Raw genomic sequence first — 14,009 nt, 5'->3', positions numbered from 1 at the left:
TCAAGGGAGCCTCGTCACGTGCTGCTCATTGCAGGTCTTGGCAATCCGGGCTCTCAATATGCCCATAACAGGCATAATATCGGCTTCATGGCGGCGGATGAGATTCACCGCCGCCATGGCTTTTCACCCTGGGTGAAGAAGTTTCAGGCACTCCTGTGCGACGGAACGATCGATGGCGAAAAGGCCATACTCATCAAGCCGCAGACATTCATGAACCTTTCCGGCCAGGCTGTTGGCGAGGCAATGCGCTTCTACAAGCTCGCTCCGGCCGATCTCGTCGTCATCTATGACGAACTCGACCTGCCGGAAGGCAAGATGCGGGTGAAGACGGGCGGCGGCGCCGGCGGGCACAATGGCATCAGGTCCATCGACGCCCATTGCGGCAAGGAATATCGCCGCGTCCGCCTCGGCATCGGCCATCCCGGCGTCAAGGAGATGGTGACGCATCACGTCCTCGGCAATTTCGCCAAATCCGATGCCGACTGGCTCGAGCCGATGCTGCAGGCTATCGCCGACCATGCCGGCCTCCTGGTCAAGGGCGATGACGCAGGCTTCATGAATCGTGTTTCGCTCGCCACGGCCAAGGGCGGAAGCACCGAAAAGCCGGTTGCAAAATCCACCGGCCAAAGCCATATCCGGCAGGCGCGGCAGAACCGCCCCGCCCCCAACCTTCCCACGTCCGGCCCCATGGCCGACATGCTGAACAAGCTCTTCGGCAAGAAAGAATAAGGATCGCACATTATGGGTTTCAAATGCGGCATCGTTGGCTTGCCCAATGTCGGCAAATCGACGCTTTTCAATGCCTTGACGAAAACGGCTGCCGCCCAGGCAGCCAATTACCCATTCTGCACCATCGAGCCCAATACCGGCGAAGTGGCCGTGCCGGACCCGCGGCTCCAGGAGATCGCCAGGATCGGCAAATCCGCCAATATCGTGCCGACGCGCATCAGCTTCGTCGATATTGCCGGCCTCGTGCGCGGCGCTTCCAAGGGCGAAGGCCTCGGCAACCAGTTCCTCGCCAATATCCGTGAGGTGGACGCCGTGGTTCATGTCCTGCGCTGCTTCGAGGATGATGATATCACCCATGTCGAGGGCCGGATCGATCCGGTTTCGGATGCCGAGACCGTCGAGACAGAGCTGATGCTGGCCGATCTGGAAAGCCTGGAACGCCGCGCGGCCCAGTTCCGCAAGCGCGCCACCAGCAAGGACAAGGAGGCGCTGACCGTCCTTCCCGTCATGGAGCGCGCGCTCGCGCTGCTGCAGGAAGGCCGTCCCGTCCGCTTCATGCTGGACGGCATCGCCGCCGAGGACCTTGCTATCCTGAAGGGCTTGAACCTCCTCACGTCGAAGCCCGTGCTCTACGTCTGCAACGTCGCGGAAGACGATGCGGCGACGGGCAATTCCCATACGGAAGCCGTCGCGAAAATGGCGACCGCCCAGGGCGCCGAAACGGTGGTCATCTCCGCCGCCATCGAGGCGGAAGTGGCGCAATTGCCCGAGGACGAGGCAAAGGAATATCTCGACGCGATGAACCTCGAGGAACCCGGCCTCGACCGCCTCATACGGGCCGGCTACAAGCTGCTGCACCTCATCACCTACTTCACCGTCGGTCCGAAGGAAGCGCGCGCCTGGACCGTCGAACGCGGTTCCAAGGCGCCGCAGGCGGCCGGCGTGATCCATACGGATTTCGAGCGCGGCTTCATCCGGGCGCAGACCATCGCCTATAATGATTACGTGACGCTGGGCGGCGAAACGGCGGCGAAGGAAGCCGGCAAGGCGCGTGACGAAGGCAAGGAATATGTCGTCCAGGACGGCGACATCATGCTCTTCCGCTTCAATACGTAAGAGCGAAGCCGCACTGTACCGGAGGGCGAAGCCGCACTGGCTTTTCCGCCGGGATCGCCTAAAAAGGAGTAAGCGCGACGCGCGAGACCGTCCAAGCATGCGAGGTGCCGATGACCACCGCTACGCCCCGATACGCCTATGAGGATTTCACCATAGGCCGGCAATTATCCCTCGGCTCAAAGCAGGTGGACGCGGACGAAATCATCGAGTTCGCGTCGCAGTTCGATCCGCAGCCGTTCCACCTCGACGAGGCGGCCGGCAAGGCCAGCATCCTGGGCGGGCTTGCAGCCTCGGGCTGGCACACGGTCTGCATCTTCATGCGCATGATGTGCGACGCCTATCTTCTCGATTCCACCTCGCAGGGCGCCCCCGGCATCGAGCATGTGAAATGGCGGGCGCCCGTCCTTGCCGGCGACCGCCTGACCGGCACCACCTTCGTCCTGGACCGGCGCGTATCGAAGTCGAAGCCCTCGCTGGGGTTCGTGACCCTGCGCCATGAAATGGTCAAGCAGGACGGTACGCTGGTTTGCGAGATCCAGCACGTGGCGATGTTCTCGTTGCGGGAGGTGCAGTCGTGATGACGGATATCGAGGAACTGCTGGGCGTCGAGATCGATCTTGGCAGCCATCTGTTCACCGCCGAGGAAATCGTCGCCTTTGCCACGAAATATGACCCGCAGCGCTTCCATGTCGATCCCGAAGCGGCGCGGCACAGCAATTTCGGCGCGCTGTGCGCCTCGGGCTGGCATACGACCGCCATATGGATGCGCTTGAACGTCGCCAACATGACCGCGCTTGCCAGGGCCTGGCACAAGGCGGGAAAGACCCCACCGCAATTCGGCCCCTCCCCGGGCTTCCAGAATCTCAAATGGCTGAAGCCGGTCTATGTCGGCGATACGATCCGCTTCACCCGCACGATCCGCGAATTGCGCGCGCTGAAATCGCGGCCCGGCTGGCAGATGATGCAGATGTCGTCCGCCGCCTATAATCAGAACGGCGACAGGGTCATGGAGTTCGACAGCGCGGCACTCATCGCGCTTCCGTCCGCCTCCTGAGGCGTTTACAGCGCTGATCGGCCCTGCTGGCCGCTCTAGTGCCCCTCGAACTCGACCAGCGTCCGCACCGGCACGCCAAGCGCCTCCAGCTTCCTGCGGCCGCCCAGTTCCGGCAGGTCGATGATGAAACAAGCCGCGGCAATGTCGGCGCCCATCTGCTGCAGCAGCTTCACCGCGGCCTCAGCCGTGCCGCCCGTGGCGATAAGATCGTCGACGAGGATGACGCGCTCGCCCGGGACGATGGCGTCGCGGTGCATCTCCATCTCGTCGACACCATATTCGAGACTATAGGCGATGCGCACCGTATCGTGCGGCAGCTTGCCCTTCTTGCGGATCGGAACGAAGCCCGACGAGAGCTGGTGCGCCATGGCGCCGCCGATGATGAAGCCGCGCGCCTCGATGCCGGCGACCTTGTCGACCTTGCCACCCGCATAGGGATGCACGAGCTCATCGACCGCACGCCGGAAGGCGCGCGCATTGCCGAGCAAGGTGGTGATGTCACGGAACATGACCCCGGGCTTCGGATAGTCCGGTATGTTCCGGATGGAATCGATCAGTGTCTGCTTCAAAGATGAATCCATCTGTCGTCCTCGCGATCTTCGACTTTCCCGACCCAGGCTGGTCCGGAATTTTGGCCCTGAACCTTAACTGGCCACACACGCAAAAGAAAAGGGCGCTGCGCGCCCTTTCCCAAACCTTCGATCCGCCGGGGATCAGTGCGGAACGTCAGACCAGATCCGGCGCTTGGCGACATAGATCAAACCCGCAAACAGGACGAGGAAGATCATCGCGCGGAAACCGGTCTTCTTGCGGTCCTCGAGATGCGGCTCGGCCGTCCACATCAGGAAAGCGGCGATATCCTGCGAATATTGCGCCAGGGTCTGCGGCGTGCCGTCATCATAGGTGACCTGCCCGTCCTGCAGCGGCTGGGCCATCGCCAGCGACTTGGCGGCGATGAAATAGGGGTTGTAATGCGTGCCTTCCGGAATCTGCATGCCTTCCGGCGGCGTCTCGCCGAAGCCGGTCAGCAGGGCGTGGATGTAATCCGGGCCGCCTTCCTGATACTGCGTGGCAATATCGAAGATGAAGCGCGGGAAGCCGCGTTCGACCGAGCGCGCCTTGGCGATCAGCGAAAGGTCGGGCGGGGCAGCGCCACCATTGGCCGCAGCTGCGGCCTGGGCGTTCGGATAGGGCGACGGGAAGTGATCGGCAGGAATAGCCTTGCGGTTGACGATCTCGCCATCGGCATTGGGCGCATCCGGCACTTCATATTCGGCGGCAAAGGCTTTCACCTGGGCTTCCGAATAGCCGAGTTCCTCGAGCGAGCGGAATGCAACGAGGTTGAGCGAATGGCAGGCCGAGCAGACTTCCTTGTAGATCTTCAGGCCGCGCTGCAGCTGCTGCTTGTCGTAATAGCCGAATGGCCCCGCAAAGGTCCAGTTGAGCTCTTCCGGCTTCTTGATCGGGAAATGCGTTGGCTCGGCGGCATTGTGGGCTTCCTCGGCGGCATTGACGCCACCGAAGGCAAGCATTGTTCCGAGACCGGCAGCAGCAAGACCGAGCAGGATTTTCTTCATGACCATGTCCTTCACGATTCTCAGCCTTTTGTTTCCGGTGCCGCGGCCACGCCAACGGGCTGGCCACCATTCTTGGTCTTTTCCAGCACGGCCTCCGTTATGGAGTTCGGCAGGCGGCGCGGCGTCTCGATCAGGCCGAGGAGCGGCATGAGGATGAGGAAGAAGCCGAAATAGTAGGCGGTGCCGATCTGCGAGAACACCGTGTAGAGGCCTTCCGCAGGACGCGAACCCAGCCAGCCGAGCAGGATGGCATCGATCACGAAGAGCCAGAAGAAGAGCCGGTACCAGGGCCGGTAGACCGCGGAGCGGACCTTCGACGTGTCAAGCCAGGGCACGATGAAGAGGATGGCGATCGAGCCGAACATCGTCAGGACGCCGCCAAGCTTGGAGTCGATCGGCCCGATGTTGAAGGTGATGGCGCGGAGCATCGCGTAGAACGGCAGGAAGTACCATTCGGGAACGATATGCGCCGGCGTCTTCAGCGAGTCGGCCGGGATGTAATTGTCCGGATGGCCGAGGAAATTCGGCATGTAGAAGACGAAATAGGCGAAGACGATGAAGAACAGCACCAGGCCGAAAGCATCCTTCACCGTGGCATAGGGGGTGAAAGCAACCGTGTCGGTCTTGGACTTGACCTCGATGCCGGTCGGGTTCGTCTGGCCGGTCACATGCAGCGCCCACACGTGCAGCACCACGACGCCGGCGATCATGAACGGCAGCAGGTAATGCAGCGAGAAGAAGCGGTTGAGCGTCGGATTGTCCACCGCGAAGCCGCCGAGCAGCAATTGCTGGATGGGCTCGCCGATGATCGGGAAGGCGGTGAAGAAGCCGGTGATGACGGTCGCGCCCCAGAAGGACATCTGGCCCCAGGGCAGGACATAGCCCATGAAGGCGGTCGCCATCATCAGGAGCAGGATGATCACGCCGAGGATCCACAGCAGCTCGCGCGGCGCCTTGTAGGAGCCGTAATAGAGCCCACGGAAGATGTGGACATAGACGGCGAGGAAGAACATCGACGCGCCATTGGCGTGCAGATAGCGCAGCAGCCAGCCGGAATTGACGTCCCGCATGATCTTCTCGACCGAATTGAACGCCAGGCCGGTCTCGGCCGCATAGTGCATGGCCAGCACGACGCCGGTCAGGATCTGCGCAACGAGCATGATCGCCAGGATGCCGCCAAAGGCATAGGCATAGTTCAGATTGCGCGGAACCGGATAGGCCACAAATGAATCATAGACCAGACGCGGCAAAGGCAGCCGGGCGTCAATCCATTTTTCGATGCCGGTGTTGGGCGTATAGGATGAATGTCCACCGCTCATATCGTGTCTCCCCTGAAACCTTAACCGATTCTGATGACGGTATCGGAAATGAATGTAAGCGGCGGAACAGGCAGGTTCTCCGGCGCAGGGCCCTTGCGGATGCGTCCGGCCGTATCGTAGTGCGAACCGTGGCATGGGCAGAACCAGCCACCGAAATCCCCCTGCTGGCCGAGCGGGATGCAGCCGAGATGGGTGCATACGCCGACCATGACCAGCCAGTTTTCCTTGCCCTTGGCGGCGATGCGATCATCGTCGGTTGCCTGGGCGTCGGTGGCCAGATTGGAATTGCGCGCCACCGGATCCTTCAATTCGCTGATATTGACCGCTTTCGCGTCCTCGATTTCCTTCGGCGTGCGGTTGCGGATGAAAATCGGCTTGCCGCGCCACTTCACTGTCAGCGACATGCCGGGGGTCAGAGCCGAAACATCAACTTCGATCGACGAGACTGCCAGCGTCGAGGCATCGGGGCGCATCTGATCGATAAAGGGCCAGGCAAAAGCGCCTGCACCGACCGCACCGGCCATACCTGTCGCTATATAGAGGAAGTCACGCCGTGTAGGCTCGGTGGTATCGTGTGCGCTCACGGGGCCTGTTCCTTTCCGAATAACTACGTAGGGAGAGGGTCCGCGCCGTCAGAATAACACCAGACAGGCTCATGGCATGAACCATGCGGAATCCCCCACACATTGGACGGTTTCTAAGCGTGTCGCATGAGCTTGTCCAGCCTGACAGCGCCATGTGGGCAGGATGTCGCAGGGACAAGTTGCTGTCATTCATTGCCGATGAATCCACCGGATTGGCGATGCCACAGCGCAGCATAAATACCGCCGGCGGCAAGCAGTTCCTCATGCGTGCCCGCTTCCACGATCCGGCCCTGGTCGATGACCACCAGCCGGTCCAGCGCCGCGATGGTGGAAAGCCGGTGGGCGATGGCGATCACGGTCTTGCCGCGCATCAGCGCATAGAGACTTTCCTGGATCGCCGCCTCGACATCGGAATCGAGCGCCGACGTCGCCTCGTCGAGCACCAGGATCGGCGCGTTCTTCAGCATGACGCGGGCGATGGCAATGCGCTGGCGCTGGCCGCCGGAGAGCTTGACGCCCCTTTCGCCCACCTGCGCATCGAAGCCGCGGCGGCCGCGCTGGTCCACCAGTTCGGCGATGAAGCCGTCGGCATGGGCCTGGCGCACGGCATCCGCCAGTTCGGCTTCGGAAGCGTCGGGCTTGCCGTAGATGATATTGTCGCGGATCGAGCGATGCAGCAGCGACGTATCCTGCGTGACGACGCCGATATGCCGCCTCAGGGAGTTCTGCGTCACATCGGCGATATTGCGGCCATCGATGCGGATCGCCCCGCCATCGATGTCGTAGAAGCGCAGGAGCAAATTGACCAGCGTCGACTTTCCGACGCCGGATCGGCCGACGAGCCCCACCTTCTCGCCCGCCCGGATGGTCAGGTTGAAATTGCGGATGACATCGGCGCCCTGGCCGTAATTGAAGTCGACATTGGCGAACTCGATCTCCCCGGACGTCACCTCCAGCTCCGTTGCGCCGGGCCTGTCGGTCACCTTCACCGGCCGCGCGAGCAGCTCCATGGAATTCTGCACCGTGCCGTAATTGCGCAGCAGGCCGTTGAGGTTCGCCATCATGCGATTCAGCAGCATGCTCAATCTGAGGACGAGACCGAGCGTGAATGCCACCTCCCCCGACGATATTTCCGCATCGAGCCAGAGATCGATCGAGACGATGGCGACGACGCTGATCATCGCGCCGCTCGTCAGCGCCAGCGACATGCGGATGCCGGTGAGGCCGCGCGTCAGCGTCGATACGGCCTCGAGCCATTTGTCCATGCCGCGCTTCAGATAGGCGTCGTCGCGGCTCGCCGTGCCGAAGAGTTTCAGCGTCTGGATGTTGCTGTAGCCATCGACGAGCTGCCCGGTCGCGAGCGAGCTCGTCTCGGCCGTCTCCTTCGCCGCCTGCCTTATGCGCGGCAGGAAATAGCGTGCATTCAGCCCGAATATGCCGAGCCAGACGACGATGACGCCGCCCAGCCGCCAGTCGAGCTGGCCGACAAGCCCGATCGTCGTCGCGCAATAGATCAGGCTGAACCACACCGCCTGCAGCAGGGTGATCATGAAATCGCCGAGCGCCTGGCCGGTCGACCAGACCTTGCTGACGATGCGGCCGGCGAAATCGTTCTGGAAGAATGCAAGACTCTGCCCCGATACGACGCGATGTGCCTGCCAGCGCACCAGATTGTTGAAGCCGGGCACGATCGCCTGTTCCTCGACGAGCGCGGCGAGCGAAAGCGCCAGCGTGCGGCCGACGAATATCGCCAGGAACATGAAGAGCAGCGTCGGTCCGTGCGTTTCGATCAGGCCGTTCCAGCCGGCGGCGCGGTCCGTGGCGGCGAGAATGTCGACGAGCTGGCCGACGAACCAGAACAAGCTTGCCTCGAACAGGGCGATGAAGCCGCTGCAGATGAGCATCGCCAGGAAAACGAATTTCTGCTGGCGCACATAGGACCACATGAAGGCCAGCGTACGGGTCGGCACCTGCTGCGAAGGCGCCGCGGCATAGGGATCGATCCAGTTTTCGAACAATGCAAAAATATATTTCATATCAATTGTTTCGACCGGGGGTTTCTAATGGTTTCGAACGGAAATTCTGGCGGGGCGCAAAGGAAATCGGCCGGACCACCTTCATCCAAGGCAGTCCGGCCGTCAAATCAAAGTTCGGGCCAATCCGGCTTTGGCAAGCGGCCTATTCGGCAGCCGCCTTGTCGTCGTCGAGGCCGAGGAAGCCGCCGGATTGCCGCGACCACAGGCCGGCATAGATGCCGCCCGCCGCGATCAGTTCCTCATGGGTGCCGCTTTCGACGATCTGCCCCTTCTCCATCACCACGAGCCGGTCGAGGGCGGCAATCGTCGACAGCCGATGCGCGATGGCAATGACGGTCTTGCCCTGCATCAGCCTGTAGAGATTGTCCTGGATGGCGGCCTCGACCTCCGAATCGAGCGCCGAGGTCGCCTCGTCCATGATCAGGATCGGAGCGTCCTTCAGCATGACCCGGGCGATGGCTATGCGCTGGCGCTGTCCGCCGGAAAGCTTGACGCCCCTCTCGCCGACATGCGCATCGAAGCCGCGCCGGCCCTTCGGATCGGTCGCGAGTTCGATGAAGCCGTCGGCCTGCGCATTGGCCACCGCACGCAGCATCTCCTCCTCGGAGGCGGCGGGCTTGCCATAAAGGACATTGTCCCTGATCGAGCGGTGCAGCAGCGAGGTATCCTGCGTGATCATGCCGATGTTTTCGCGCAGCGAATCCTGGCTCACCTTCGAGATGTCCTGCCCGTCGATAAGGATGCGGCCGCCTTCGAGATCGTAGAAGCGCAGCAGCAGATTGACGAGCGTCGACTTGCCCGCGCCCGACCGGCCGACAAGGCCGATCTTCTCGCCGGGGCGGATCGCCAGCGACAGATCGTCGATGATCCCGCCGCCCTTGCCATAATGGAAGCGGATATTGTCGAAGCGTATCTCGCCGCTCGTCACCTTCAGCGCCGGGGCATTCTGCTCGTCGGAGACGAGGCGCGGCAAGGATATGGAGGTAATGCCGTCTTCCACCGTACCGATATTCTCGAACAGCGCCGACATTTCCCACATGATCCATTGCGACATGCCGTTGAGCCGCAGCACCAGGCCGATGCCGACCGCGACGGCGCCGACGCTGATCGATGCGCCCAGCCAGAGCCAGATGGCGATGGAGGCGACCGAGAACAGTAGCAGGCAGTTGATGACATAGAGGCTGACATGGAAGCCCGTAACCATGCGCATCTGCGCATAGCCGACGCGCAGGAAGTCATCCATGCCCTCCCTGGCATAGGATTCCTCGCGGCGCGAATGCGAGAACAGCTTCACGGTGGCGATATTCGTATAGCTGTCGACGATGCGCCCGGTCATGGTCGAGCGCGCATCCGCCTGCTGCTTGGAAACGACCTGCAGCCGCGGAATGAAATACCGCATCAGGCCGATATAGGCGGCGAGCCACAGCAGGAACGGCAGCATGAGCCGCAGATCCGCCGCCGCCGCGATGAGCAGCGTGCCGGTGAAATAGACGATGACGTAGTTGAGGACGTCCAGCAGTTTCATCACCGTTTCGCGCACGGCCAGCGACGTCTGCATGAGCTTGGTCGAAATGCGTCCGGCAAACTCGTCCTGGAAGAAGGTCATGGACTGGCGGATGACATAGCGATGCACCATCCAGCGGATGCGCATCGGATAATTGACCAGCAATGTCTGGTGGATCACCAGCGAGTCGAGCAGGACGACGCCCGGCATGACGATGAGCACGATGCCGGCGATCAGCGCCAGGCGCCAGCCTTCCTGCGCCAGGAAGGTCTCGCGCGACTGGTTGGAAAGCCAGTCGACGACATTGCCCATGAAGGCATACATCGACACTTCCAGCACGGCTATGGCGGCGGTGCAGACGGCCATGACGCTGAGCCAGCCCCAGACGCCCTTGGTATAGTGCAGGCAGAAGGCCACCAGCGACTTCGGCGGCTCGCTCGGATCGGCGACGGGAAAAGGCTCCAGCCTCTTTTCAAACCAGCGAAACATTCTAAAACCTCTTTGAAATCAAATAGAGAAGGGCCCTGCGGGGCAGTCCGGTCCGGCGCATATGCGCGTTGCGAGGATGATCCGGACGTGCGATTGCCGCGGGGCTTAGCGGTAATGTCGGGAAAGCTGCTAGATGGCTTGAACCGGGACAACGCCGCTGATTATTCCGGCAGCCTGTCGCATGGGACGGGCGCTCCGGATCGGAAGAAGTCGGAAAAAATCTGTCATCGACACCTCCAACTCAGCCTTGTTGCGGTGCTCCCCCTATACCGGTAATAGGATCGAAAAGCGAGGGGCATTCTTTGCACCCTTAGTCGAATTCGAACCGGGAGTTTGATCGTGGTCCAGGCACCCGACATTCGCATCGCGCTCTATCAACCCGATATTCCCGGCAATACAGGAACCATCCTGCGCATGGCCGCATGCCTTGGCCTCGGCGTCGACGTGATCGAGCCCACCGGCTTCGATATTTCCGACCGTTCGCTGAAACGGGCCGGAATGGACTATCTGGAACAGGCGGCGCTGCGGCGCCACGCCGATTGGCAAGCCTTCGAGGCCTGGAGGCAGGCCGAGAAGCGCCGACTGCTGCTCTTTTCCACCAGGGCCGCCACTGCCTATACCGCCTTCGGCTTCCAGGCCGGCGACATATTGCTTCTCGGCCGCGAATCGGCCGGCGTCCCCGACAACGTCCATGCGGCCGCCGATGCGCGCCTCATCATTCCGATGGTCGCGGGTGCCCGTTCGCTCAATCTCGCGGTTTCGGCGGCGATGGCCACCGGCGAAGCCATCCGGCAGCTGCAGCAATAATGAAGCCGCCGGCATTGCGGCCGGCGGCTTCATTCATTGGTGACCGGTTTTCAGATCAGTCGAGCTGGACCGGCTTGCCTGCTTCCCACTTGTAGAAGGCGAAGGTCGGCGAGGTCAGGTCGCCAGTCTCGGAATAGCTGAGCTCTCCGGCAACGGTGGCGAACTTTTCGCCCGACTTGATCTTGGCGGCAACTTCCGCTGCGTCGGTCGAGCCTGCCTTTTCCATGGCGCCGGCAATCACCTGCAAGGCCGCATAGGCGTTGAGCGTGAAGGCTTCCGCCGGGATGTTCTTGGCGGCAAGCGCCTCGACCACTTTCGAGGCAGCCTCGTTCTTCGTCGGGTCGGCACTGTTGGTGAACAGCGTACCGGCTGCAGCATCGCCGCCGATGGCCCAGTATTCGGTATTGGACAGGCCATCCGGGCCGATAAGCTGGGCCTTGATGCCCTGGTCATGCAGCTGGCGCGCAATCAGACCGCCTTCCGCATGGTAACCGCCGAAATAGATGACCTCGGCCTTTTCCGACTTCAGGCGGGTAACCAGCGCGCTATAGTCCTTTTCGCCGGCATTGATGCCTTCGAACACGACTTCCGTCACGCCGCCCTTGTTCAGCACTGCCTTGAGGCCATTGCCGATGCCGGTGCCGTAGGGCGTCTTGTCATAGACGATGGCGATGCGCTTGTCCTTGAAGTTGTCGAGGATATATTTGCCAGCGACATCCGCCTGCTGGTCGTCGCGGCCGCAGGTGCGGAAAATGGTTTCGAGGCCGCGCGTCGTCAGCTCCGGCGTGGTCGCCGTCGGCGTTACCATCACGATGCCGTTTTCCGCCAGGACGTCCGAAACGGGCATGGCGACACCGGAAGTCACCGGTCCGACCACGTATTTGATGCCCTCGCCTACCACCTGGTTGGCAACGGAAACGCCCTGCTTGGGTTCACCCGCATCGTCGAAGACCTTGGTTACGATCTTCTCGCCTTTGATGCCACCGGCCGCATTGATCGCTTCGGCGGCGCTCTCGACACCGTTCTTCACCTGCGTTCCATAGGCGGCGACGGGTCCCGTAACCGGAGCGATGATTCCGACGACGATATCGGCCTTCGCCAACGACGTCATTGCCATGACGGCAGCCAGTGCCACGCCCGAGATCAAGGATAAGCGCATTTTTGTCCTCCATTTTTTTTGCGCGTCCGGAAGGTTCTCCGGTGCTGGCGAAAGTTCTAATGTTTTTAATACTGGCTGTCAGCCAGATTGTTTGCCAAATCAGCGAAACCAGACGGAATTCTCCATTATATTTAAGACTTGAGCGACAAATGCTGCATCTTTGCGCTGATTTGAGCGCAGATCGCCCGTTTTTTAAGCGAAATCATCGATTTTCAATCCGCATTGGGCAAACGTCGCATCGTGAATTCGATGATGTCGCCCGGGCGCTCATACCAGCTTTCGATCTCGGTCCAGTAGGCGGCCTTCGGATATTGCTCGAACCATTCCCGCGCCTTGGCCCGAGCAGCCGTGCGCGGCAGCTTGAAACTCTCGCGGACAAAGGCGCCGCGCTGGCCGCTACCCGATTGGCGGCTCTCCTTCAGCCTCTTTCGCAGGCCGTCAAGCGGAGGCTTCGGATATTGCGATCCGGGTGTTCTGGAAACCATCGGCGTATCCTTCACCAAACCCTCTGCGGACTAGATTATGTGCTGGTGCGCGAGAAAACGAGTCATTTTTTGTGCATGGACCAAAGCTGCCGCCGGAGCGATCTTCTTGAGCGAAGTTCTTGTGCTATTGTCCGCAAAAACAAGGATTCTTTGCCATGGAACGTCCCGATATTCCCGCCACACTCCCGCCGAACCTCGAGGAAAAGAAGGCTGCGGCGATGGCCTGGTTCGAGGAACTTCGCGACAAGATCTGCGCCAGTTTCGAAACGCTGGAGGATGAGCTCGAGGGCCCGCTTTCCGACCGGCCGGCCGGCCGTTTCGTCAGGACGCCGTGGCAGCGCGAAGGCGGCAATGGCGGCGGCGGCACCATGTCCATCATGAATGGCCGGGTCTTCGAAAAGGTCGGCGTCCACATATCGACCGTGCATGGCGAATTCTCGCCCGAGTTCCGCAAGCAGATACCCGGCGCCGACGAGGATCCGCGATTCTGGGCCTCCGGCATCTCGCTCATCGCCCATCCGCAGAATCCGTTCGTGCCCGCAGTCCATATGAACACGCGCATGGTGGTCACCGCGCGGCAATGGTTCGGCGGCGGCGCCGACCTGACGCCGGTGCTCGACCGCAAGCGCACGGCGGACGACCCCGACACGATGGCCTTCCACAAGGCGATGAAATTCGTCTGCGACAAGCATTCCGCCGTTGCGGACTACGCCAAGTTCAAGAACTGGTGCGACGAGTATTTCTACCTGCCGCACCGCAAGGAACCCCGCGGCACCGGCGGCATCTTCTACGACTGGCTTCGCTCCACCGACGAGAATGGCGGATGGGACGCGGATTTCGATTTCACCCGCGATGTCGGCCGTGCATTCTCGGTGGTCTACCCCTATCTCGTCCGGCAGAATTTCAACCAGGACTGGACCGACAAGGAGCGGCAGGAGCAGCTCATCCGGCGCGGACGCTATGTCGAGTTCAACCTGCTCTACGATCGCGGCACGATCTTCGGCCTCAAGACCGGCGGCAATGTCGATTCGATCCTGTCGTCGATGCCGCCCACGGTGAAATGGCCCTGATCACGCGGCAATGCCGCATTGTAAGTGACCCTGAGCGCGGCGGTGCCGCGTTGTGAATTACCCTGAGCGCGGCGCTGCCG

14 protein-coding genes are annotated in these 14,009 nt (G+C 61.6%); 6 read left to right on the top strand and 8 right to left on the bottom strand.

Features of this window, described 5'->3' with window-relative positions:
- The first annotated feature begins 18 nt into the window (after positions 1 to 18).
- From pth to M8997_RS01325, 4 genes are all read left to right on the top strand, one after another.
- Positions 19 to 729 carry an aminoacyl-tRNA hydrolase gene (pth, locus tag M8997_RS01340; RefSeq protein WP_250019623.1) on the top strand — a complete coding sequence of 237 codons (711 nt, stop codon included), beginning with the start codon at positions 19 to 21 and terminating at the stop codon, positions 727 to 729.
- 12 nt (positions 730 to 741) lie between these two features.
- Complete coding sequence (gene ychF, locus M8997_RS01335) at positions 742 to 1,845, top strand: redox-regulated ATPase YchF (RefSeq protein WP_250019622.1); 1,104 nt, start codon at positions 742 to 744, stop codon at positions 1,843 to 1,845.
- Positions 1,846 to 1,955: 110 nt separating this feature from the next.
- A complete protein-coding gene (locus M8997_RS01330) occupies positions 1,956 to 2,423 on the top strand; it encodes a MaoC family dehydratase (RefSeq protein WP_250019621.1) in 468 nt (155 codons plus the stop codon).
- The gene (locus M8997_RS01325; protein WP_250019620.1) at positions 2,423 to 2,899 is read left to right on the top strand and encodes a MaoC family dehydratase; all 477 of its coding nucleotides are present in this window, start codon (positions 2,423 to 2,425) and stop codon (positions 2,897 to 2,899) included. The genes M8997_RS01330 and M8997_RS01325 overlap by 1 nt, the downstream gene beginning before the upstream one ends.
- Positions 2,900 to 2,934: 35 nt before the next feature.
- On the opposite strand, the gene M8997_RS01320 is transcribed toward M8997_RS01325, so the two are convergent.
- From M8997_RS01320 to M8997_RS01295, 6 genes are all read right to left on the bottom strand, one after another.
- The gene (locus tag M8997_RS01320) at positions 2,935 to 3,480 is read right to left on the bottom strand and encodes an adenine phosphoribosyltransferase (RefSeq protein ID WP_250019619.1); all 546 of its coding nucleotides are present in this window, start codon (positions 3,478 to 3,480) and stop codon (positions 2,935 to 2,937) included.
- A gap of 132 nt (positions 3,481 to 3,612) precedes the next feature.
- Entirely contained in the window at positions 3,613 to 4,476 is an 864-nt protein-coding gene (locus M8997_RS01315; protein ID WP_250019618.1) for a cytochrome c1, read from the bottom strand.
- Between the two features lie 20 nt (positions 4,477 to 4,496).
- Positions 4,497 to 5,795, bottom strand: a complete 1,299-nt coding sequence (locus M8997_RS01310) for a cytochrome b N-terminal domain-containing protein (protein ID WP_250019617.1) — start codon at positions 5,793 to 5,795, stop codon at positions 4,497 to 4,499.
- 20 nt (positions 5,796 to 5,815) lie between these two features.
- Complete coding sequence (petA, locus tag M8997_RS01305) at positions 5,816 to 6,379, bottom strand: ubiquinol-cytochrome c reductase iron-sulfur subunit (protein ID WP_250019616.1); 564 nt, start codon at positions 6,377 to 6,379, stop codon at positions 5,816 to 5,818.
- Between the two features lie 185 nt (positions 6,380 to 6,564).
- A complete protein-coding gene (locus M8997_RS01300) occupies positions 6,565 to 8,415 on the bottom strand; it encodes an ABC transporter ATP-binding protein (protein ID WP_250019615.1) in 1,851 nt (616 codons plus the stop codon).
- Positions 8,416 to 8,557: 142 nt separating this feature from the next.
- Positions 8,558 to 10,408 (bottom strand): ABC transporter ATP-binding protein, encoded by a 1,851-nt coding sequence (locus M8997_RS01295; RefSeq protein WP_250019614.1) that lies wholly within the window; start codon positions 10,406 to 10,408, stop codon positions 8,558 to 8,560.
- 339 nt (positions 10,409 to 10,747) lie between these two features.
- Between M8997_RS01295 and M8997_RS01290 the strand changes: the two genes are divergently transcribed.
- Positions 10,748 to 11,215, top strand: a complete 468-nt coding sequence (locus M8997_RS01290) for a tRNA (cytidine(34)-2'-O)-methyltransferase (RefSeq protein ID WP_371929471.1) — start codon at positions 10,748 to 10,750, stop codon at positions 11,213 to 11,215.
- A gap of 55 nt (positions 11,216 to 11,270) precedes the next feature.
- Here the strand turns inward: M8997_RS01290 and M8997_RS01285 are convergent, their stop codons facing one another.
- Positions 11,271 to 12,374: an ABC transporter substrate-binding protein gene (locus M8997_RS01285; RefSeq protein ID WP_250019613.1), complete on the bottom strand. Its 1,104-nt coding sequence runs from the start codon at positions 12,372 to 12,374 to the stop codon at positions 11,271 to 11,273.
- A gap of 212 nt (positions 12,375 to 12,586) precedes the next feature.
- Positions 12,587 to 12,859 carry a hypothetical protein gene (locus tag M8997_RS01280; RefSeq protein WP_250019612.1) on the bottom strand — a complete coding sequence of 91 codons (273 nt, stop codon included), beginning with the start codon at positions 12,857 to 12,859 and terminating at the stop codon, positions 12,587 to 12,589.
- A gap of 155 nt (positions 12,860 to 13,014) precedes the next feature.
- On the opposite strand from M8997_RS01280, the gene hemF reads away from it, so the two are divergent.
- Complete coding sequence (hemF, locus tag M8997_RS01275) at positions 13,015 to 13,929, top strand: oxygen-dependent coproporphyrinogen oxidase (RefSeq protein ID WP_250019611.1); 915 nt, start codon at positions 13,015 to 13,017, stop codon at positions 13,927 to 13,929.
- Positions 13,930 to 14,009: the final 80 nt, after the last annotated feature.

Source organism: Phyllobacterium sp. 21LDTY02-6 (assembly GCF_023554255.2).
Classification (GTDB): domain Bacteria; phylum Pseudomonadota; class Alphaproteobacteria; order Rhizobiales; family Rhizobiaceae; genus Phyllobacterium.
The sequence above is the reverse complement of the archived record's forward strand: the minus strand, read 5'-3'. Positions and strand labels throughout refer to the sequence as shown.